The sequence below is a fragment of the Isoptericola sp. NPDC057191 genome, from assembly GCF_042670225.1.
In the GTDB taxonomy this organism is placed as follows: Bacteria; Actinomycetota; Actinomycetes; order Actinomycetales; family Cellulomonadaceae; genus Isoptericola.
In genome coordinates, this window is the sequence record NZ_JBHUWC010000057.1 from 1 (window position 1) to 20,842 (window position 20,842).

Consider the following 20,842-nt stretch of genomic DNA (forward strand, 5'->3'; position numbering starts at 1 on the left):
CGCCTGGTCCGTGCGACCAGGCGGGGCCGTCGTCGCGCCGTCGGCCCGCGGGCGCCCGCGCCCGTGCGGTGCCATGGTGGACGCATGGCTGGGCGACGGTCTGGGGAGAGTGCGGACGCCCCCGTGGCGCGACCGTGGGTGCGGGGCGCGACGACGGCGGCGGTCGTGGTGGTGGCGCTGGCGCTCCTCGGCGCGTGCGCGGCGGGCCCGAACCCGGGGGTGGACACCTCCACGATCGGTGGGCACGGGCCGTACGGGTTCTGGTGGGGTCTCTGGCAGGGCATGATCCTGCCGGTCACGTTCGTGGTGTCCCTGTTCACCGACTCGGTGTCGGTCTACGAGGTGCACAACAACGGCAACTGGTACGACGTCGGGTTCGTGCTCGGCATCTCGCTCGTCTTCGGCGGCCCGCTCGGCGCGCGGCGCGCGAGGCACTGACGGCCGCGCTCAGCGCGGTACCGCCCGCGGCCGCTCGGCAGGACCGGTCCCCGGACCGCCGTCGCGAGCCGCGCCGTGCTCCTCCGCCGCTCGGGCGATGTTGCGCTGCATCCCGCCGAACACGATGCCGTGGAACGGGCTGATCGCCCACCAGTAGAGCTGGCCGGGCAGCCCCCGGGGGGAGAAGATCGCCCGCTGGCGGAACGTGGGCCGGTCGTCGGGTCCGTCCTCGACGGAGAGCTCGAGCCAGGCGAGGCCGGGCAACCGCATCTCGGCGCGCAACCGCAGCAGGTTCCCGGGCACGACCTTCTCCACGCGCCACCAGTCGAGCGCGTCGCCGGGCTCGAGGCGCAGCGGGTGCCGCCTGCCGCGGCGCAGGCCGGGGCCGCCGAACAGGCGGTCGAGGACGCCTCGGGCCACCCATCCCAGGCGCCAGGAGTACCAGCCGTGCGCGCCGCCGATGCCCTCGATGACGGACCACAGGGACTCGGGGGTCGTGTCCACCTCGCGCGACCGGTCGTCCACCAGCAGGCTGCCGCCGGCCCAGTCGGGGTCGTCGGGCAGGGGGTCGGACGGCGCTCCCTGCGTCGACGCCGAGCTCCAGCTCGTCCGCACGTCCAGGTCACGGATCCGGGCCAGTGCGAGCGCGACCGCGTCGTCGAAGCCGACGAGACCCTCGGGCGGGTCGGGGACGTGGTCGGCGATGTCGTGGTCGTGCGCCACGACCTCGTGCACGAGCGACCCGACGAGGGGGCGCGCGATCGCCGGGGGCACCGGGGTGACCAGCCCGACCCACAGGCTCGCCAGCCGCGGCGTCAGCACGGGGACGGCGCCGATCACGCGCGGCCGGAGCCCGGCGACCGCGGCGTAGCGCTGCATCATCCGGCGATAGGTCAGCACGTCGGGGCCGCCGATGTCGAAGCCGCGGCTGACCGTCTCCGGGATGGCCGCCGCGCCGACCAGGTAGCGCAGCACGTCGCGCACGGCGATGGGCTGGATGCGGTTGTCGATCCACCGCGGGGCGACCATCACGGGCAGGCGCTCGGTGAGGTACCGCATCATCTCGAACGACGCGCTGCCCGACCCCAGGATCACGGCGGCGCGCAGGACGACGGTCGGGACCTCGCCGTCGAGCAGGATCTGCTCCACCTCGCGGCGGGACTGCAGGTGCGGCGACAGATGCTCGGTCTCGGGGTACAGGCCGCCCAGGTAGACGACGCGGCGCAGCCCTGCCTCGGCGGCCGCCGTCGCGAACCCGCGGGCCGTGCTGCGGTCCCGGTCGGCGAACCCCGCCCCCGCCCCGAGAGCGTGGATGAGGTAGTAGCCGACGTCCACGCCGTCGAGCGCGCGCCGCAGGTCGTCGGGCGAGCTCGCGTCCCCGACCGCGACCTCGACGGCGTCGGCCCAGTCGCGCGGCTCGACCCGTTCGGGGTGCCGGGCCAGCACCCGCACGCGGTACCCGGCCGCGAGGAGCTCGGGCACCAGGCGACCGCCGATGTAGCCGGTGGCACCGGTGACCAGGACGAGCGGGGCTTTGGGTGTCATGGCCGATCCTTCCCTCGTCGACAGGGTCGACGGGCTGGGCAGTTGCTAGCCAGGCTAGCAATATTGTCGCGGCGATGGCATCGTGAGGTGCGTGCCACGGGGGACGTGGCACGGTCGACGAGGGGTGAGAGTCCTGAGCGAGACGTCCGAGCACGACGCACGAGGAGGAGCCCGCATGGCGAACGCACCCGCCACCGTCCGGCCCCAGCAGGTCGCGGTCACGGTGAGCTACGTGGTCTGCGTCGTCGGGTCGATGATCGGGGTGGGCGTCTTCGGCGGCACCCCGATCGCCGAGGCCGCCGGCGGCGCGCTCGCGGCCGACGCCACCCTCGTGGCCCCCGCGTCCCCCGCCTTCTCCATCTGGACGGTGATCTACCTCGGGCTCGCCGGGTACACCGTGCTCCAGTGGCTGCCCGCGTATACCGCCGACGACCGGCAGCGTCGCCTGCGGCTCCCGGTCGCGGCGTCGATGGTCCTCAACGCCGCGTGGATCCTCGTCGTCCAGGCGGGCGCGCTGTGGTGGAGCGTCCTCGTGATCGCGGTGCTCCTCGCCGTCCTCGTCCGGACGTTCCTGGTGCTGGTGCAGACCTCCGCGCGCGGCGTGGCGGAGCGCGTGCTCGTGGACGGCACCCTCGGCCTCTACCTGGGCTGGGTCTGCGTGGCCACCGTGGCGAACGTGGCGGCGGCGCTCGCGGCCGCAGGGTTCGACGGCGGCGCCGTGGCACCCGACTGGTGGGCGGTCGGCATCCTGGCGGTGGTCGCCGGGATCGGGGTGGGCCTGGCCGTGCGGGGCGGCGGCCGGATCGCGGTGGCCGCGGCGATCGCGTGGGGCCTGGTGTGGGTGGTCGTCGCGCGTGCGCAGGGCGACCCGGCGTCGACGCCGGCGGCGGTCACCGCGGCTGCTGCCGCGGCGGCCGTGCTCGGCGCCGCGCTGGTGCTGCTCGTGCGACGGTCCGGGCAGGGCCGCCGCGGGACCGACGGCGTGGCGGTGGAGGCGTGACGGCGACGGGGCGGCGCTCGGCCGCCGAGATCGAGGACCACGTCATCCTGCTCGACGACGCGGGCGCGGACGTGGGCCTCGCCCCCCGGGCGACCGTGCACACGCGGGACACGCCGCTGCACCTCGGGTTCTCGTGCTACCTGTTCGGACCGGATGGCCGGGTGCTGCTGACCCGGCGTGCGCTGTCGAAGCGCACGTGGCCCGGCGTGTGGACCAACTCGTTCTGCGGCCACCCGCGCCGGGGGGAGACGCTGGCCCAGGCTGTCGCGCGCCACGCGCGCCACGAGCTCGGGCTCGACGTGGTGACCGGTGGCGATCCCGTCCTGCCGGAGTTCCGCTACCGCGCGGTGGACGCCGGCGGCGTCGTCGAGAACGAGCGCTGTCCCGTGCTGCTCGCCACCACGGACCGCGAGCCCGAGCCGAACCCCGACGAGGTCATGGACCTGCGCTGGGTGACCCCCGGCGACCTCGAGGCGCTGGTGGCGCTCGCCCCCTGGGCGCTGAGCCCGTGGATGGTGGAGCAGGTGCACGAGCTGCGCGACGTGGAGTGGGTGGCGTCGGGCGACCGCCCCCGGGGAGCTCCGCTCGGTGCCTGACGTGCCTATTCGGAGGGCGGGGGGTCGTCCTCGCTGCGCGCCATCGGACCCATCGTCAGGCCGATGACGAACTGTGGAAGCCACAGCACGGCGGCCATCGTGAGACCTGCCGACCCGATGACACCGTCCTCAGGGCCGCCGAACAGGGGTGTGGCCGCGACGCCGAGAGCGAGCATGGTCAGGAAGACTGCTCCCCGTATAGCGTTCCACGCCCATCGCGGTACCCGGGCCGGGCTTACGTAGGGTGACTGCGTGACGATTCCGGCGCACACTGCCGATATCACAGCGAAGAGGATTTCCATCGGGCTCATCAGTCCTTTACCTCAGTTCCACGAAGATTCTGTAGCACCCTCCGAGGCCGAGGATCTCCGAGATGACCGCGCTGCCCTGACCGAGGAGGTTCTCGACGCGCCTCCTGTTTGTCGGGGACAACCCCTTGCCCTTGGTCTTGACGTATGTCGCGACTTTTTTCATGGCGCTCACGAACCCGCCAAGCTTCTTGATGATCGCCTGCGCTTGGCGCACCTTGACGCTCTTGGCCGCGGCCCTGGCGAGCTTTGCTGCGACCGCGACGGCTTTGCCCGGCACGATGACTGAGGCGACTTGCGCAGCGCACACCGCGACATTCTTGGTCCACCACCATGCTGACGGGTCCGCGACGACGGGGAACGTAGCGCCGGCGGTGTCGATCTGCTGGGTGATCGTCCCATCATTGGTGACGACGAACTGCGTGGGAAGTTCGCGTCCGTCAGCGTCCACGGCCCACGGCGTGTCGATAGCCATGATCGGGTCTTGAGACCGATCCTCACGCATGAGAAGAAGGCTGCCGTCGTCTTGGTGGACCCAGCGGGAGCCAGCAGGGACCTCGGTCGCCAGGGTCAGGTCGTCTGCGTCAGCGCTGTGCGCGACCTGGACCACCTGCATGCCGCGCTCGGTCGCGTGTGCCACGACCGTGGAATCTTCGCCGGCTTCGGCCCTGACCGCGTCACCCGAAGCAACGACGTTGGACACGCTGTCGATCGTGAACCCCACGAAGTCCCCTGTCTCCAGGGAGATGCTCCCCAGTTCGGGATTGTCGGCGGTGGGCAACGAAGACAACGAATCATTGGACACCGCGAGTCCGTTCTGGAGCGGGACGGAGTCTGCAACTAATCCGCCGATCGTCCTGCGCGCGCTGGCCGGAAGCCTCCTGCCAGCAGATTTCTTGATCGTGTCGAAGCCGTCACGCGTGGTCCGTTGGTGTACCGAAAGGTCGGAGGTGTGTTCCTCGGCGGTGTGATCGGCCATGGGCTTGCGCATGTCGCCGACGGCCCCATGAGCCTCAATGCTGCTCGTGCACACCAGGCCGAACGTCGCTACGACAACTGTTGCAGTAGTGGCAAACCGGCGTTGCGTGAGCCTTGTCGTCATCGTCACGGCTGCGATGCTAGATCGCCATTCCGAGCCGATCGTCCTTCGTGCGAGATCTGCACGGACTTCTTCCAGAAGTGGGTCTTTGGTCTGCCAAGAGCCATCCCGGTCGTTTCGGAAATGCCATTCTTATCGATCACACCCCGGGGTGCGGGCAGGTGCCGCCGCTCAGGACGTCGCGTCACCGACGACGGCACCCGCGGCGTCGTCGGGCTCGCGCTCGGCCTCGGCCGCCATGGCGAGGAGGAACTCCCGGACGGCCGGGCGGCAGTGCGCGGGCACGGCGCGGGCGGTCTGGAGCATCCGGTCGTGCACCGACGCGAGACGCTCCCGTACCTCGTCGTGCGCGGCCTTCGATGCGGTGACGACGACGGAGCGGCGGTCGGTGGGGTGGGCGTGCCTCTGGAGGTGCCCGGACGCGACGAGGCGGTCGAGCAGCTTGGTGGTCGACGCCGTGGAGATCGCCAGGTACTCCGCCAGCCCGCGCGGCGTGGCGGGCTCGCCGCGCTCCTCGCACGCGATGGCGTGCTGGAGCGCGCGGAGGTCCGTGAGGTTCATGTTCATGTCACGGCCGGCGCGCCGGCGCATCGCCTCGTCGGAGCGTCGGAAGGCGCGCAACGCCTCGAGGAGGAGGCGCGGCTCCGCGTCGTCCTCCCCGTACCAGTAGGACGCGCCCGTCGTGGGTGCCTGGGTCACGGGGTCATCCTACGACTCCCTTATGAGGCTAGTATCTTGCTAGGCTAGGTAAATACTCACGAGGGGGTGGATCGTGCATCGCTGGTCTTCCGACGCAGACGACCGGATCGGCGGCATCGTCGAGGGCGCGGTGGAGAGCCTGCTCGCTGCGGGCGACCGCCGCGACGACACCCGGCTGTGGGCGGCGGTGCGCGACACGAGCCGCGGAGGAAAGCGGCTGCGGCCGCGGATCCTGCTGGACGCCTACGACGCCCTCGCCGGCCCGACGCCGCGGGAGTCGCGCGACGTCGCGGCGCGGCTCGCCGCGGCCCTCGAGCTCTTGCACCATGCTTTCCTCGTGCACGACGACGTGATCGACGGGGCGGACGTCCGCCGCGGGCGGCCGAACGTCGCCGGCGCGTACACGGCGCGGGCCGTGGAGGCCGGCGCGAGCGACCACCAGGCGACGGGCTACGGCGCGGCCGCCGGCATCCTGGCCGGTGACCTCGCCCTCGCGGGCGCCGTCCGCGCGGTGGCGCTCTGCGGCGCGAACCCGGAGACCACCGCACGCCTGCTCGACGCCGTCGACGAGGCCCTGCACCTCACGGCCGACGGCGAGCTCGCCGACGTCTGGCTCAGCATCGGCCCGTGCGCCGACCTGGACGAGGCGCTGCTCATGGCTGAGCGCAAGACCGCCGTGTACAGCTTCGAGCTGCCGCTGCGGATCGCCGTGATCCTCGCCGGCCGGGACGACCTCGAGGCCGGGGTCCAGCGGGTCGGCCGCGCCCTCGGCCTCGCGTTCCAGCTGCGCGACGACCTGGACGGCGTGTTCGGCGACCCGGAGCAGACCGGCAAGAGCAACTCCTCCGACCTGCGCGAGGGCAAGTGCACGCCGCTCGTGGCGCTCGCGCGGGGCACCTGGGCGTGGGACGAGCTGAGCACCGTGCTCGGCGACCAGCGCGCCGGAGAGCCCCAGCTCGCCCGGGCACGGGAGCTGCTCGCGATGTGCGGCGCCCGGGCGGCCGTGGAGCGCCTGGTGGCGGACCTCGAGCGTGACGCCGCCGCGCTGGGTTCCGACCTGGGCCTGGGCGCGCTCGTCGAACGGCTCGCCGGCCCGGCCCCGCACTCCTCCTCGAGCGCCGCATGAGCGCCCTCCCGACCACCCCGCCGCGGACGGCGACACCCGCCCCGGCCCAGGCCGCCCCGGCCCAGGTCGCCCCGACGGCGGCGCCCGCCGCCACCCAGGTCGCTCGCGAGGCCGACGTCCGCGACGTGGTGGCCGTCGGACCGGACGGCCTGTACGACGCCGTCGCCGTGGAGAGCGCCGCCGTGGTGATCCGCGCGTACTCGACGTCGTTCGGCTGGGCCTGCCGCCTGCTCGGCGAGCCGGTCCGTGACCACGTGCGCGCCGTGTACGCGCTGGTGCGCGTCGCGGACGAGATCGTCGACGACATCAGCCCCACGCTCACGCCCGCCCAGCGCGAGGACCTGCTCGACGAGCTGGAGCGCGACGTCACCCGCGCCCGGGCGTGCGGGCGCAGCAGCAACCTCGTGGTCCACGCGTTCGCGCGCACGGCCCGGCGGTTCGGCATCGGCGACGACCTCGTGGCGCCGTTCTTCGCGTCCATGCGGGCGGACCTCACCGTGACCGCGCACGACGAGGCCAGCTTCGCGGCCTACGTGCACGGGTCGGCCGAGGTCGTCGGGCTGATGTGCCTGCGGGTGTTCGTCGCCGGCGACGACGAGGCGTACGCCCGCCTCGCGCCCGGGGCCGCGCGGCTCGGCGCCGCCTTCCAGAAGGTCAACTTCCTGCGCGACCTCGCCGAGGACGTGGAGGCGCGGGGCCGCTCCTACTTCCCGGGTCTCGACGTCGACGCGTTCGACGACGACGCCCGCGACCGGCTGCTCGCCGACATCGACGCCGACCTGGCCGCCGCGGCGGCCGTGATCGGCGACCTGCCCCGCAGCTCCCGGCGGGCCGTGCGCGTGGCGCACGACCTGTTCGCCGAGCTCTCGCGGCGGCTGGCGGCGACGCCCGCCGCCACGATCCGGCGCGAGCGCGTCCGGGTGCCGGGGCCGGTCAAGGCGCGGCTCGTGGCCGCGGCCTGTGCGCGGGACGTGCTGCGATGAGAGTCGTCGTCGTCGGCGGCGGGATCGCAGGGCTCGCGACGGCGGGCCTGCTGGCTCGCGACGGCCACGACGTCGAGCTGCTCGAGCGGCACGCCACCGTCGGCGGGCGGGCGGGGTCCTGGGAGCGGGACGGCTTCCGGTTCGACACGGGACCGTCGTGGTACCTCATGCCGGAGGTGTTCGACCACTGGTTCCGGCTCATGGGGTCGACGGCGGCCGACGAGCTCGACCTCGTCCGCCTCGACCCGGCGTACCGCGTGTTCTTCGAGGGGATCACGGACCCGCTCGACGTCTCGCCGGACCGTGCGGCCAACACCGCGGCCTTCGAGGCGATCGAACCTGGGGCGGGCGCCCGCCTGGAGCGCTACCTCGACTCCGCGCACGACACCTACGACATGGCCCTGCGGCACTTCCTGTACACGACGTTCGCCTCCTGGCGGCCGTTCGCGCACCGGGACGTGGCAGCACGGGGGCACCGGCTCCTGCCGCTGCTCGGCACGTCGCTCGCGCGGCGGGTGGCGAAGAGCTTCCAGGACCGCCGGCTGCGCCAGGTCCTCGGCTACCCGGCCGTCTTCCTCGGCTCGTCCCCCGACCGGACGCCGAGCATGTACCACCTGATGAGTGCCCTCGATCTCGACGGCGGCGTGCGATACCCACTGGGGGGGTTCGCACGTGTGGTCGACGCGGTCGCCTCGCTCGCGGAGGGCGCAGGCGTCACGCTGCGCACCCGCGCCCGTGCGACCGCGATCACGACCACGGCCGTCGAGGCCGCCCCGGGGGCGGCGCGGGACGGGCTCCCCGTCCCCGGACCGCGCCGTCCCCGGGCCTCGGTCACGGGCGTGCGCTGGGTGGACGCCTCCGGCGCGGAGCAGCACTCCCCGGCCGACGTCGTCGTGACCGCCGCGGACCTGCACCACGTCGAGTCCGACCTCCTGCCCCCCGCCCTGCGCGACCGGTCGCCCGCCTGGTGGGCCCGGCGCGACCCGGGTCCCGGCGGCGTCCTGGTGATGCTCGGTGTCCGCGGGCGCGTGCCGCAGCTCCCGCACCACTCGCTGTTCTTCACCGCGGACTGGGAGGAGAACTTCGGCGCGATCGCCGCGGGCCGCGTGCCCGACCCGGCGTCCCTGTACGTCTGCGCGCCTTCGCGCACGGACCCGTCCGTCGCCCCGCCCGGCCACGAGAACCTGTTCCTCCTCGTCCCGGTGCCCGCCGACCCTGGCCTGGGCCGCGGCGGCGAGGACGGCGCGGGGGACGCCGCGGTCGAGGCGATCGCCGACGCCGCGATCGACCGGGTCGCCGCCTGGGCGGGCGTGCCGGACCTGCGGGAGCGCGTCGTCGTGCGGCGCACCGTCGGCCCCGGTGACTTCGCCGCCGACCTGTCCTCGTGGTCGGGCGGCATGCTCGGCCCGGCGCATACGCTGCGCCAGAGCGCGATGTTCCGGGCCGGCAACCGGTCCCGGCGGGTGGCGGGACTGCTCCATGCGGGAGGATCGACCATCCCGGGGGTCGGGCTGCCCATGTGCCTCATCAGCGCCGAGCTCGCAGTCAAGCGCGTGCGCGGCGACACGACCGCCGACCCGCTCCCCGTCGCCCGTCCGGCCCTCCACCCCTGGAAGTGATCGCCCTGCACTGGACCTCCTTCCTCTACCTCGGCCTGCTGCTCGGCGCTCTGGTCTCGATGGCTCTCGTGGACCGCCGCGCGCGGTTGCTGCTCTGGTCCGCGAGCCCGCTGCGCGGCGCCCTCGTGCTCGTCGTCGGCGTCCTGGTGTTCCTCGCCTGGGACGTCGCCGCGATCGCCCAGGGGTTCTACTCCCGAGGCGGGGCCGCGACGACGGGCGTCGAGCTCGCCCCGCACCTGCCGATCGAAGAGGTCTTCTTCGTGACGTTCCTGTGCTACCTCACCCTCGTCCTGCACGGGCTCCTGCGGCGTGTCGTCGCCCGCCGCGCGGAGGGCCACCCCGGCGGGCGCGGCCAGACCCCGGTCGCCGCGACCGTGCACGGTCCGTCCGGGGAGGCACGATGACGTACGCCGCGCTCGCGGCCGCCGTCGTCGGCGGCGCCGTCGTCGTCGCGCTCGTCGCCACCGGCGTGCGGGGCCTCGGCGCCCGGTGGTGGGCGACGACGACGGTCACCGCGGTGGTGCTCGTGGCGCTCACGGTCGTGTTCGACAGCCTCATGATCGCCGCGGACCTGTTCCGGTACGACGAGTCCGCCCTGCTGGGGGTGCGCGTGTGGCTGACGCCGGTCGAGGACCTCGCGTGGCCGGTCGTGGCCGCCCTGCTGCTGCCGGCGCTGTGGGCGCTCGTCGGCACGGGCGGCACGGGTGCCCCAGAGGCAGGGAGGGTCGACGCGTGACCGCCACCGGCACGGCACCGGGCGCGACCGCCGCGTGGCGCCAGATCGTGGGCTCGTCGCGGCCCGTGAGCTGGGTCAACACGGCGTACCCCTTCGCCGCCGCGTACCTGATGGCGGGTGGTGCGGGGCGCTCGGGCGTCGCGGAGCTGGTCCTGGGCACCCTGTACTTCCTCGTCCCGTACAACCTGCTGATGTACGGGCTGAACGACGTGTGGGACTACGAGTCCGACCTGCGCAACCCGCGCAAGGGCGGCATCGAGGGCGTCGTGCTGTCGCGTCGGTGGCACCGGCGCACCGTGTGGGCCGCCGTGCTGAGCAACGTCCCGTTCCTCGCCTACCTGGCCGTGGTGGGGGACGCCGCCTCGACCGCGGTGCTCGCGGTGAGCGTGTTCGCCGTCGTCGCCTACTCGGCCCCGGGCCTGCGCTTCAAGGAGCGCCCGGTGCTGGACTCGGCGACGTCCAGCACGCACTTCGTCAGCCCGGCGGTCTTCGGCCTGGCCCTGGCCGGCGGGTCGCTCACGTGGCCGGTGCTCGCCGCCCTCGCGGGCTTCTTCCTGTGGGGCATGGCCTCGCAGGCGTTCGGCGCGGTGCAGGACGTCGAGGCGGACCGGGCCGCCGCCATCGGCTCGGTGGCCACCTGGCTCGGCGCGGCCCGGACCGTGCAGGCGGCCATGGCGCTGTACGTCGCTGCCGGTCTCGTGCTCGTGCTGGGCGGCCTGCCCGGCGCGCTCGCCGCCGTCCTCGTCGTGCCGTACGTGGTGAGCATCGCGCCCTACCGGAACCTGCCCGACGGCCGCTGCGAGGAGGCGCACGCCGGCTGGCGGCGGTTCCTGTGGCTGAACCTCGTCACCGGCTTCCTGGTCACCCAGCTGCTGATCGCGATCTCCCTCGGGTGGCTCTGACGGATGGGATCACCGTGACACGCGCGCCCAGCGGACGGCGAGCCCGACGACGAGGACGCCCGCGCCCGTGAGGACTGCCGCCACGGGGAGCGTGGCGCACAGGGCGACGCACCCCGCCAGGCCCACGACCTGCAGCACCCGGGGGTACCGGCGGTGCGCGCCGGTCTGGGTCCAGGCAGCGAGGTTCGCGACGCCGTAGTAGACGAGCACGCCGAAGGACGAGAACCCGATCGCGCCCCGCAGGTCCACGGTCAGGACGAGGGCGACCACGACGACGGCGACCGCCACCTCCGCGCGGTGCGGCACGCCGAAGCGGGGGTGCACCGCCGCGAGCGGTCGCGGCAGGTCGCCCTCGCGCGCCATCGCGAGCGTGGTGCGGCCGACGCCGGCGACGAGGGCGAGCAGCGCCCCGAGCGACGCGGCGGCGGCGCCCACCCGCACCACGACCCCGGCCCAGGGGGAGCCGGCGACCGCGGCCGCGAGCGGCGTGGCGGCCGCGGCCGTCCCGGCCAGCCCGAGCACCGCGAGCAGCGTGACGGCGACGACGGCGTAGACGACCACCGCGCCGCCGAGCGCCCCGACGATCGCCCGCGGGATGCTGCGGGCGGGGTCGCGCACCTCCTCGCCGAGCGTCGCGACGCGCGCGTAGCCCGCGAACGCGAAGAACAGCAGGCCGGCAGCCTGCAGCACGCCGTACCAGCTGGCCGGGCCGCCGAGGGCGGCGGGCGCCGGGCCTTCGGACCCGAGGCGCGCGACGTCGGGAGAGCCCGTGGCCAGGGCGACCGCGACGGTCACCGCGAGCGCCAGCAGCACCGCCACGACGATCCAGCGGGCCAGGCGGGCCGTGCGCGTCACCCCCCGGTAGTTCACGGCGGCCAGCGCGACGACGGCGAGCGCGGCGACGGGGCGCTCCCACCCCGGGGGTGCGGCATAGGCGGCGAAGGTGAGGGCCATCGCCGCGCAGCTCGCCGTCTTGCCGACGACGAACCCCCAGCCGGCGAGGTAGCCCCACCAGGGCCCGAGGCGCTCGCGGCCGTAGACGTAGGTGCCGCCGGAGGCGGGGTACTGCGCCGCGAGCTGTGCGGAGGAGGTCGCGTTGCCGTACGCCACGACGGCCGCGACCCCGAGCGCGAGCAGCAGCGCGACGCCGGTGCCGGTGGGCAGCACGGCCGCGGCGGCGGGGGCGAAGGCGGCGAACACGCCGGCGCCGATCATCGAGGACAGGCCGACGACGACGGCGTCTGACGTGGTGAGGCGGCGCGCGAGCTCGGTCACGGGTCGATCCTCCCGCGCGGGGGAGCGGGAGAGGTCTTGCCTTGCGGCTGAACACCTGTTTAGTCTGTTGAACATGCGTTCAGTGGATGCCGCCGAGGACGCGGTCCCAGCACCGGCCGACGCGCCAGGCGACGCGCCGGGCGAGGCGCCGCGGGTGGCCGCGCCCGGCTCTGACGGCAGCACGCGCGCCCGGATCCTCGACGCCGCCGTGCTCCAGTTCGCCCGGTTCGGGTTCGGCGCCCCGGTGCGCGCCATCGCCGCCGACGCCGGGGTGAGCGCCGCGCTCGTCATCCACCACTTCGGGTCCAAGGACAAGCTGCACGCCGCCTGCGACGAGTACGTGCTCGAGTGGATCGCCGCCTCCAAGCGGGAGAACATGGGCAAGGCGACGGGCGGGCGGCTGCTGGAGGTCCTCGCGCAGACCGACGACCTCGCGCCGCTGGTCGGGTACGTGCTGCGGTCGCTCCAGGCGGGCGGCGCGGTCGGCAGGAGCTTCGTCGAGCACATGGTCGACGACGCGGAGCAGTACACGGCCGAGGCCGTCGCCGACGGCATCGTGAAGCCGAGCCGGGACGAGCGCGCGCGGGTGCGCTACCTCGTCTACTCGTCGCTGGGCGCGCTGCTGCTCTCGGTCACCATGGACCCCCCGAAGGACGCGCACGACATCAACGCCGCGGTCCGCGCCTTCATGGACGACCTCTACCTCCCGATGCTCGAGCTCTTCACCGAGGGCTTCCTCACCACCCGACGCATGCTCGACGACTACCTCCTGTACGTGCCGGACCCGCCGGCCGGGGCGCACGCCCCCGCCGACGGAACCCCCACTCACGACGAAGAGGCACCATGACCACCACGGCTGCATCGACCGCGCGCACCTCGGCCGCGAGCGCGCCCGCGATCGAGATCCACGACCTGCGCAAGTCCTTCGGCACCGTCCAGGCGCTCGACGGGCTGGACCTGACCGTCGAGCACGGGCAGGTCGCGGGCTTCCTCGGCCCGAACGGCGCCGGGAAGTCCACCACCATCCGCGTCCTCCTGGGCCTGCTGCGGTCCGACGCGGGCAGCGTCCGCCTGCTCGGCGGCGACCCCTGGCGCGACGCCGTCGCCCTGCACCGGCGCCTCGCCTACGTGCCCGGCGACGTCTCGCTCTGGCCCAACCTCACCGGCGGCGAGGCGATCGACTACCTCGCCCGTCTGCGCGGCAAGCCGGACAAGAGGCGCAAGGCCGAGCTGCTCGAACGCTTCGAGCTCGACCCCACCAAGAAGGCCCGCACGTACTCCAAGGGCAACCGGCAGAAGGTCGCGCTCGTCGCGGCGCTCGTCTCGCAGGTCGACCTCCTCGTCCTCGACGAGCCGACCTCCGGCCTCGACCCGCTCATGGAGGCCGTCTTCACCGAGCAGGTCCGCGAGGCCAAGGCCGCGGGCACGTCGGTGCTGCTGTCGAGCCACATCCTGTCCGAGGTCGAGAAGGTGTGCGACACCGTGACGATCATCCGCAACGGCCGGGCCGTGGAGTCGGGCACGCTCGACGACCTCCGCCACCTCACGCGGTCGTCCGTCACCGCCGTCGTCGACCGTGACCCGTCCGCGATCGCCGCGATGGCCGGCGTGCACGACCTGGAGACGACGCGGAACGGCGACAGCACCCGCGTCACCTTCGACGTGGACGACTCCGAGATGGGCCGGGTGCTGCCCGCCGTCGGCGCGCTGGGCGTGCACTCCTTCACCGCGCAGCCGCCGTCGCTGGAGGAGCTGTTCCTGCGGCACTACGGCGACGAGCTCGCCGCGGACGGCGTGCCCACGGGGGACGGCGCGGGCAAGCACGCGACGCGCAGCGAGGCGGGTGCGCGATGAGCGCCGTCACCGCGGCACCGCCGCTGGGCACCCGCGCCGCACCGGGGCGCGGCGGCACGACGCTCACCGGCACGTGGAGCCAGGTCCGCTTCATCCTGCGCCGCGACCGGGTGCGCCTGCTGGTCTGGTCCCTCGCGATCCCCGCGCTCTACCTGGCGTCGCTGGCCGAGTACACGACGCTGGCCGACGACCCCGAGGGCATGCAGGCGCGCGCGGCCCTGGTCCAGACCCCCGCCATGGTGTCGATGACCGGCCCCGGCTACGGCACCGACGACTACACCGTGGGGGCCGCCGTCTCCAACGAGCTCGTGCTGTGGATGGTGCTGGCGCTCGCCGTCATGAGCATCATGCAGGTGGTGCGCCACACCCGCGCCGAGGAGGAGTCCAGCCGCGCGGAGCTGGTGCGCGCCGCAGCCGTCGGCCGGCACGCCGCGGTCGTCGCGGCCCTGGTCGTGGTGCTGGTCGTCAACCTGGTCGTCGCGGCGCTGTCGTCCGCGGTGCTGATCGGCAGCGGTCTCGAGGTGGTGGACTCCGTCGCCGTCTCGCTGGGCGTCGCGATGAGCGCGATGACGTTCGGCGCGATCGCCCTGGTGGCCGCGCAGGTCACCGAGCACTCCCGCGGCGCGACGGGGCTGTCGATGGCGGCGCTCGGGGCCGCGTTCACGCTGCGGACCATCGGTGACATGCAGCAGATGCACGGCAGCTGGGTGTCGTGGCTGTCGCCGATCGCCTGGGCGCAGCAGATGCGTGCGTACGTGGACCTGCGCTGGTGGCCTGCGGCGCTCGGCGCGGTCGTCATCGTGCTGCTCTTGGTGGTGGCGTCCGCGCTCGCGTCGCGACGTGACTTCGGGGCGGGGCTGGTGCCGGACCGCCCGGGCCGCGCGGACGCGCACCCCAGCCTCCGGGGCCCCGCCGTGCTCGTGTGGGTTCAGCAGCGGATGGCCCTGCTGTGGACGGCGCTCGGGCTCGCGTTCATGTGGTTCGCGACCGGCACGATCGTCGACCAGATCTCGTCGATGACGGCCTCGCTGGCGGACAACCCGGTGTACGCGAGCGTCCTGGGCACGGGGGAGGTGACGAAGGCGTTCGTCGGCATCATCGTGCTGTACGCGGCGCTCGGTGCCGCGGCCTACGGCATCGTGGCCGCCCTGCGGGCGAAGTCGGAGGAGGAGGCGGGTCGGGCCGAGTACGTGCTCGCGACGCCGGTCTCCCGCAGCCGCTGGCTCGGGGCGAGCCTGGGCGTCACGTCGGTGGGGACCGTCGTCGTGCTGGTCACGGGGGTCCTCGCCCTCGCCGCGGGCGCGGCCGTCGCGGGGGCCCAGGACGTGACGTCCGGGGAGATCACGGAGGCGGGGCTGCTCTACCTGCCCGCGCTCGCCGTCTTCGTCGGCTTCGCCGCCGCACTGTTCGCCTGGGCGCCCAAGGCGTCGTCGCTGGTCTGGCTGCTGCTGGAGTACACGATCCTCGTGTCGCTGTTCGCCGACCTGTTCCACCTGCCCGAGTGGGCCCGCAAGATCTCGCCGTTCTGGTGGGTGCCGAACCCGTTGACCGGCGACGTCGACGCGGTGCACGTCGCCGGGCTGTGCGCCGTCGCGCTGGTGCTGTTCCTGCTGGCGTTCGCCGGCTTCCGGCGGCGGGACGTCGCCACGAAGTGACCGCGTGAGTTGTCAGAACCAGGTGCTGCTCTACCGGCACCTGGTGCTGACAACGTGGGGCACCGAAAGTTGTCAGAGCCACGTGCCGCTATACCGGTACGTGGCTCTGACAGGTCGCGGGGCGGGTTAGCGTGGTCGGTCGTGACGACTCCCACCGCACCTGGCACGCCGACGACCGAGCCGTCGTCGGGCGCGTCGCTCGCCCACGGGCTGCGCACCCGCCATCTGACGATGATGGGTCTCGGCTCCGCGATCGGGGCGGGCCTGTTCCTGGGCGCCGGCGTCGGCGTCGCGACGGCCGGCCCCGCCGTCCTCGTCAGCTACGCCATCGCGGGCGCGCTCGTCGTCCTCGTGATGCGGATGCTCGCCGAGATGGCGTCGGCGCTGCCCGCGTCGGGCTCGTTCTCCGTCTACGCGGAGGCCGCCCTCGGCCGGTGGGCCGGGTTCTTGCTGGGCTGGCTGTACTGGTTCACGCTCATCATGGTGCTGGGCGTCGAGGTGACGGGCGTCGCGGGCATCGTCAGCGGCGAGAACGGCTGGTGGCCGGACGTGCCGCAGTGGGTCGTGGCCGCCGTCGTCGTGCTCGTCCTGGGCGGCATCAACCTGGTGGGCGTGCGGCAGTTCGGCGAGTCGGAGTTCTGGTTCGCGGCGATCAAGGTCACCGCGATCCTCGCCTTCCTGGTGGTGGGCGTGCTGATCGTCGTCGGCGTGATCCCCGTGACGGGCAGCGTCCTCGGGCACTGGGCGGAGCACGGCGGCTTCGCCCCCGCCGGCTGGGCGGGCATCGCCGCCGGCCTGCTCACCGTCGTCTTCGCGTTCGGCGGCATCGAGATCGTCGCGATCGCGGCGGCCGAGGCGCGCGACCCGCGCACCGCCGTGGCCCGCGCCACCCGGACCATCGTGTGGCGCATCCTGCTGTTCTACGTCGGCTCGGTCGCGATCATCGTCGCGCTCATCGCCTGGGACGACGACGCGGCCCTGGCCTCGCCGTTCGTCTCCGTGCTGCAGCTGGCCGGGTTCGACGGCGCGGCGCGGCTCATGGAGGTGGTCGTGGTGCTGGCGCTGCTCAGCGCGTTCAACGCGAACGTCTACGGCACGTCGCGGATGCTGTTCTCCCTCGGGCAGCGCCGCGACGCGCCCGCAGCCACGACGAGCGTGTCCCGGCGCGACGTGCCGTGGGTGGCCGTGCTGGTCTCGGTGATCTTCGGTGTCGTCGCGGTGCTGCTCAACTGGCTGCTGCCGGCGCAGCTCCTCACGATCCTGCTCAACGCCGTCGGGTCGGCGCTGTTCGTCGTGTGGCTGCTCATCACCGTCTCGCAGCTGCGGCTGCGCCCGCGCCTCGAGGCCGAGGCCGCACGCACCGGCGAGCCGATGCGGCTGCGCATGTGGGGCTACCCGTACCTCACCTGGGTCACGCTGGCCGGGCTCGTCGCGCTCGCCGGCCTCATGCTGTCCGACCCGGCCGCGCGCACCCAGCTGGTCGCGACCGCCGGACTGGTCGCCCTGATCCTCGTCGTCTACGCCCTCACCCGGTGGGTGCGAGGGCGACGGTCCGGCGCGACGGCGTAGCGCCGGGCCGGGGTGCCTCGGCCGCCTACTTCCCCGGCCGGATCGTCGGGACGTCGCCGACGATCGGGATCGGCCGGCGGTGGAACGGGAAGCCGTAGCGGGTGACCAGCCCGGCGAGCGTCGTGACGCGGTTGCGGGGGCCGACGAGCGACATGATGTGCACGAACAGCCACACCAGCCACGCGAACCCTGCCGTCAGCCGCAGCTTCTTCGACGTCATCGGCAGGGTGATCTCGGCGACCGCGGCCCGGCGGCCGATGACCGCCATCGTGCCCTTGTCGTGGTAGCGCAGCGGGCCGGTGGCCCGCCCCTCGAGGAGCGCGAGGATGTTGCGCGCCACCTGCTGGCCGCCCTGGATGGCCGGCTGGGCGAGCTGCGGCAGCCACTCGGGTCCTTCGGCGATGTCGCCGATCGCGAAGACCCCGGGCCGCCCCTCGACCTGCAGGTCCTCGCCGACGGCGATGCGGCCGCCCCGGCGCCGGGGCAGGTCCCAGTCGTCGACCTCGGGGTGCGGGCCCACGCCCGCGGACCACACGGTGAGGTCGGCGCGGATGCGCGTCCCGTCGGTGAGGACCACGGCGTCCGGCTGCACCTCCGCGACGCCCGCCCCCAGGTGCAGCCGCACCCCGCGGTGCTCCAGCTCCCGCGCGGCATACTCCCGCAGGCTCGGGTGAAAGGACTTGAGCAGGTCGGTGCCGCGCTGCACGACGGTGATCTCGAACGCGTCGCCGTGGATCTCGGGGAACGCCGGTGCGAGGCCCGCGGTGCGCAGCTCCGCGAGCGCGCCGGCCACCTCGACGCCGGTGGCACCGCCGCCCACCACGACCACGCGCAGGCCGTCGTCGGTGTCGGGCGTGAACGCCGACCGCTCCAGCCGGATGAAGAGCTGGTCACGGATCCGCAGCGCCTGCGAGCGGGAGTACATGCCGAGCGCGTTCTCCTTGGCGCCCGGCGTGTCGAAGAAGTTCACGGTGACGCCGTTGGCGAGCACGAGGTGGTCGAAGGCGATCGTCTCGTCGTTGGCGAGGCGGATGGCGCGGGCGTCGTGGTCGATGCCGACGAGGTGCTCGTGCAGCACCCGCAGGTTCTTCTGCTTCAGCCGCAGCCCCCGCAGCCAGTAGGTGACGTCGCCCGGGTTCAGACCCCCGGTGGCCACCTGGTAGAGCAGCGGCTGGAACGTGTTGTACACGCGACGCTCGACGAGCGTGACGCGGACGGGGGCGTCGGCGAGCGCCTTGACCGTCGCGAGGCCGCCGAACCCTCCTCCGACGACGACGACGTGGGGCAGGTCGGCAGGATCGGTCACAGGTCCACCGTAGGCGACGCCGGAGGCTGCGGCCGCCGGGAGGCGGACCGGGGGCGGACCGGTGGTGGACCACCGCGGCGGGCCTGAGAGGATGCTGCCGTGCCCGAGCTCCTCGCCGTCTGCCGTGTCCACGCCCTCCTGCCCGACGCCGGGACGATCGGCGTCACCGCGATCGACAAGCGGCCCGTCGAGGGCCGGGTGAAGGCGCGGCCGTACGGGCTGTACGCCGACGTGCAGGCGGACCGGAAGGACCACGGCGGCCTCGACCAGGCCGTCTACGCGTACTCGCAGGAGGACGCGGAGGCGTGGGCCGCCGAGCTGGGCTACGACGTCACGCCCGGGCTCTTCGGCGAGAACCTGCGTACGCGGGGCCTGGAGGTGAGCCGCGCGGTGATCGGTGAGCGGTGGCGTGTCGGCACCACGCTGCTCGAGGTCACCCAGCCGCGCACGCCGTGCCAGACGTTCGCCCGGCGGCTGGGCTCCCCGCCCCGCTGGGTGCGCCGGTTCGCGCAGGCGAACCGGACCGGTGCGTACCTGCGGGTCGTCGAGAACGGCGACGTGGGCGCGGGGGACGAGGTCGAGGTCGTGCACCGGCCGTCGCACGGCGTCACCGTCGCCGACTGGTTCGGCGCGTACAACCGTCTCGACGGCGCGGCCGACCTCGCCGACGTCGCGAAGGTGCTGCTGGTGGCGCACGACGACGGCGAGGTGCGGCTCAGCGACGAGCTGCGGCAGCGGGCCGAGCAGTCGCTGCAGGGCTGACCCCGGCGTCACCGTCGAGCGCTCCGGCGCCGTACCGGTGCCCGGCGTAGCCCCAGACGGCGAGGGCGAGCGCCGGCCCCCAGAACCACGCGGGGAAGTACACCGCCCCGACCCACCCCATCAGGGTGAGCATCGGGATCGCCGCCCCGCACAGCATCACGGCGACGAACCCGCCGGGGACGATGGCGGCGGTCGGGGGCACCGGCTGTCCCGCGCGGCGCGGGAACCAGCGGGGGAACCGCTCGCCCCACGGCAGGATCAGGCCGAGGGTCAGCACGACTCCCAGCCAGGCGCCCGACGAGAGCGACAGGCCCTGGATGCGGACGGCGGCGGGCAGGTCGCCGCCGGTCGCGAGCGCCGGCCAGGGCGTCAGCCAGGTGAGGCGGGCGAGGGCATACGGGAGCGGGCCGAGGGCGGCGACGATCGTGAACAGGCGGCGGTGCCGCGTCACCCAGGCGGTGGCGCGGCGCAGCGAGCCGCGTCGCCAGGCTCCGACCAGCGCGAGCCCGGCCCAGGCCGTGGCGGTCGCCAGGGGGACCAGCACCGCGGCGAGCTCCCAGCGCTCGCGGGCGAACCCGGTCAGCACACCGCCGAGCTGGGTGGCGAACGCGGCACGGGCGACCACCACGACGGTGACGGCGAGCGCGGCGACGAGCACGAGCGGCACCCGCCATCGCGGGCGGGACCGGAACGCAAGCACGCCGGCCCAGACGGCGAGGACGGGCACGCACAGCGCGACGACGTAGCCGGCGGCGGGGAGCGTGGGCTGCCCCTGGGCGAGGACGCCGAAGGTGAGCGCCTCGACGACGGCGACCGGTGCGACGAGCCGCCCGGCTGCGCCGCCCGCGGGTCGGGCGAGCGCGACGCCGGCCGTGACGACGCCGAGCAGCGCCACGACCAGCAGCGTCCAGGTGAGTGCCGGCCCGGACAGGAACGCGCGCGCCAGCGCCTGGTCCGGCAGCAGGTACGGGTTGGCGTCCGGGCGTGCGGCGAAGAACGCCACCAGCGCGGCCGTGCCGGCGGACGTGCCCAGGGCCGCGGCGGCGAGCCGCCGGTGGGGCGCGGGGCGCGACGGGGAGGGGTGGTGCTGCGGGGCGGTCATCGGGGTGGCCTCTCGTCGACGGGGTGGATGCCTCCACGGTCCCGTCGCCGGGGTGGACCGGTCCTCCCCTCGACGGGGGAGAGGGGTCCCCCGGGAGCGTGACCGTGTCCGCCGGAGAGAGGTCCGCGTCGCGGTTGTGGCCGTCGGCACCAGCGGCTACTCTCGAACACATGTTCGAAGACGACGAGACGAGGGCAGCCACCACGGCGGCCGGTCGCCGTCGGCCTCGGACCGCCGGTCCCGGCGCGACCCTTGCCCCGGTCGCGCC

At 74.0% G+C, this 20,842-nt stretch carries 21 protein-coding genes; 14 read left to right on the forward strand and 7 right to left on the reverse strand.

The window, feature by feature from the left end; genetic code table 11:
- Positions 1–84: 84 nt before the first annotated feature.
- Positions 85–438: a hypothetical protein gene (locus ACFT55_RS09610; protein WP_380243595.1), complete on the forward strand. Its 354-nt coding sequence runs from the start codon at positions 85–87 to the stop codon at positions 436–438.
- Positions 439–447: 9 nt separating this feature from the next.
- Here ACFT55_RS09610 and ACFT55_RS09615 read toward each other — a convergent pair whose 3' ends face one another.
- Complete coding sequence (locus tag ACFT55_RS09615; RefSeq protein ID WP_380243596.1) at positions 448–1,983, reverse strand: SDR family oxidoreductase; 1,536 nt, start codon at positions 1,981–1,983, stop codon at positions 448–450.
- A gap of 175 nt (positions 1,984–2,158) precedes the next feature.
- On the opposite strand from ACFT55_RS09615, the gene ACFT55_RS09620 reads away from it, so the two are divergent.
- Complete coding sequence (locus ACFT55_RS09620; protein WP_380243597.1) at positions 2,159–2,983, forward strand: tryptophan-rich sensory protein; 825 nt, start codon at positions 2,159–2,161, stop codon at positions 2,981–2,983.
- Positions 2,980–3,579 (forward strand): isopentenyl-diphosphate Delta-isomerase, encoded by a 600-nt coding sequence (gene idi, locus ACFT55_RS09625; RefSeq protein WP_380243598.1) that lies wholly within the window; start codon positions 2,980–2,982, stop codon positions 3,577–3,579. Before ACFT55_RS09620 ends, idi begins: the two co-directional genes overlap by 4 nt.
- Before the next feature lie 5 nt (positions 3,580–3,584).
- Here the strand turns inward: idi and ACFT55_RS09630 are convergent, their stop codons facing one another.
- The 3 genes from ACFT55_RS09630 to ACFT55_RS09640 form a co-directional block, all read right to left on the reverse strand.
- Positions 3,585–3,755, reverse strand: coding sequence for a hypothetical protein (locus tag ACFT55_RS09630; protein WP_380243599.1), 171 nt, complete (start codon positions 3,753–3,755; stop codon positions 3,585–3,587).
- 142 nt (positions 3,756–3,897) lie between these two features.
- Positions 3,898–4,995, reverse strand: a complete 1,098-nt coding sequence (locus ACFT55_RS09635) for a hypothetical protein (RefSeq protein WP_380243600.1) — start codon at positions 4,993–4,995, stop codon at positions 3,898–3,900.
- A 162-nt stretch (positions 4,996–5,157) separates the two neighbouring features.
- A complete protein-coding gene (locus ACFT55_RS09640) occupies positions 5,158–5,685 on the reverse strand; it encodes a MarR family winged helix-turn-helix transcriptional regulator (RefSeq protein WP_380243601.1) in 528 nt (175 codons plus the stop codon).
- 73 nt (positions 5,686–5,758) lie between these two features.
- Here ACFT55_RS09640 and ACFT55_RS09645 point away from each other — a divergent pair, with 73 nt between their 5' ends.
- The 6 genes from ACFT55_RS09645 to ACFT55_RS09670 are packed head-to-tail and all read left to right on the forward strand — an operon-like array spanning position 5,759 to position 11,051.
- The gene (locus ACFT55_RS09645) at positions 5,759–6,811 is read left to right on the forward strand and encodes a polyprenyl synthetase family protein (RefSeq protein ID WP_380243602.1); all 1,053 of its coding nucleotides are present in this window, start codon (positions 5,759–5,761) and stop codon (positions 6,809–6,811) included.
- A complete protein-coding gene (locus ACFT55_RS09650) occupies positions 6,808–7,794 on the forward strand; it encodes a phytoene/squalene synthase family protein (RefSeq protein WP_380243603.1) in 987 nt (328 codons plus the stop codon). The genes ACFT55_RS09645 and ACFT55_RS09650 overlap by 4 nt, the downstream gene beginning before the upstream one ends.
- A complete protein-coding gene (gene crtI, locus ACFT55_RS09655) occupies positions 7,791–9,413 on the forward strand; it encodes a phytoene desaturase family protein (protein ID WP_380243604.1) in 1,623 nt (540 codons plus the stop codon). The genes ACFT55_RS09650 and crtI overlap by 4 nt, the downstream gene beginning before the upstream one ends.
- Complete coding sequence (locus ACFT55_RS09660; RefSeq protein WP_380243605.1) at positions 9,410–9,817, forward strand: lycopene cyclase domain-containing protein; 408 nt, start codon at positions 9,410–9,412, stop codon at positions 9,815–9,817. Before crtI ends, ACFT55_RS09660 begins: the two co-directional genes overlap by 4 nt.
- Positions 9,814–10,149 (forward strand): lycopene cyclase domain-containing protein, encoded by a 336-nt coding sequence (locus tag ACFT55_RS09665; RefSeq protein ID WP_380243606.1) that lies wholly within the window; start codon positions 9,814–9,816, stop codon positions 10,147–10,149. Before ACFT55_RS09660 ends, ACFT55_RS09665 begins: the two co-directional genes overlap by 4 nt.
- A complete protein-coding gene (locus ACFT55_RS09670) occupies positions 10,146–11,051 on the forward strand; it encodes a prenyltransferase (RefSeq protein ID WP_380243607.1) in 906 nt (301 codons plus the stop codon). The genes ACFT55_RS09665 and ACFT55_RS09670 overlap by 4 nt, the downstream gene beginning before the upstream one ends.
- 9 nt (positions 11,052–11,060) lie before the next feature.
- Here ACFT55_RS09670 and ACFT55_RS09675 read toward each other — a convergent pair whose 3' ends face one another.
- Positions 11,061–12,326, reverse strand: coding sequence for an APC family permease (locus ACFT55_RS09675; RefSeq protein ID WP_380243608.1), 1,266 nt, complete (start codon positions 12,324–12,326; stop codon positions 11,061–11,063).
- 73 nt (positions 12,327–12,399) lie between these two features.
- Between ACFT55_RS09675 and ACFT55_RS09680 the strand changes: the two genes are divergently transcribed.
- The 4 genes from ACFT55_RS09680 (at position 12,400) to ACFT55_RS09695 (ending at position 17,404) form a co-directional block, all read left to right on the forward strand.
- A complete protein-coding gene (locus tag ACFT55_RS09680; RefSeq protein ID WP_380243609.1) occupies positions 12,400–13,173 on the forward strand; it encodes a TetR family transcriptional regulator in 774 nt (257 codons plus the stop codon).
- A complete protein-coding gene (locus tag ACFT55_RS09685) occupies positions 13,170–14,180 on the forward strand; it encodes an ATP-binding cassette domain-containing protein (RefSeq protein WP_380243610.1) in 1,011 nt (336 codons plus the stop codon). The genes ACFT55_RS09680 and ACFT55_RS09685 overlap by 4 nt, the downstream gene beginning before the upstream one ends.
- Positions 14,177–15,835 (forward strand): ABC transporter permease, encoded by a 1,659-nt coding sequence (locus ACFT55_RS09690; RefSeq protein WP_380243611.1) that lies wholly within the window; start codon positions 14,177–14,179, stop codon positions 15,833–15,835. Before ACFT55_RS09685 ends, ACFT55_RS09690 begins: the two co-directional genes overlap by 4 nt.
- 141 nt (positions 15,836–15,976) lie before the next feature.
- Positions 15,977–17,404, forward strand: coding sequence for an amino acid permease (locus ACFT55_RS09695; RefSeq protein ID WP_380243612.1), 1,428 nt, complete (start codon positions 15,977–15,979; stop codon positions 17,402–17,404).
- 25 nt (positions 17,405–17,429) lie between these two features.
- Here the strand turns inward: ACFT55_RS09695 and ACFT55_RS09700 are convergent, their stop codons facing one another.
- Positions 17,430–18,710, reverse strand: coding sequence for an NAD(P)/FAD-dependent oxidoreductase (locus ACFT55_RS09700; RefSeq protein WP_380243613.1), 1,281 nt, complete (start codon positions 18,708–18,710; stop codon positions 17,430–17,432).
- Between the two features lie 99 nt (positions 18,711–18,809).
- Between ACFT55_RS09700 and ACFT55_RS09705 the strand changes: the two genes are divergently transcribed.
- Positions 18,810–19,472: an MOSC domain-containing protein gene (locus ACFT55_RS09705; protein WP_380243614.1), complete on the forward strand. Its 663-nt coding sequence runs from the start codon at positions 18,810–18,812 to the stop codon at positions 19,470–19,472.
- Here the strand turns inward: ACFT55_RS09705 and ACFT55_RS09710 are convergent.
- On the reverse strand, positions 19,426–20,574 hold the full coding sequence (locus ACFT55_RS09710; protein ID WP_380243615.1) for a hypothetical protein: 1,149 nt from the start codon (positions 20,572–20,574) through the stop codon (positions 19,426–19,428). The genes ACFT55_RS09705 and ACFT55_RS09710 overlap by 47 nt on opposite strands.
- Positions 20,575–20,842: the final 268 nt, after the last annotated feature.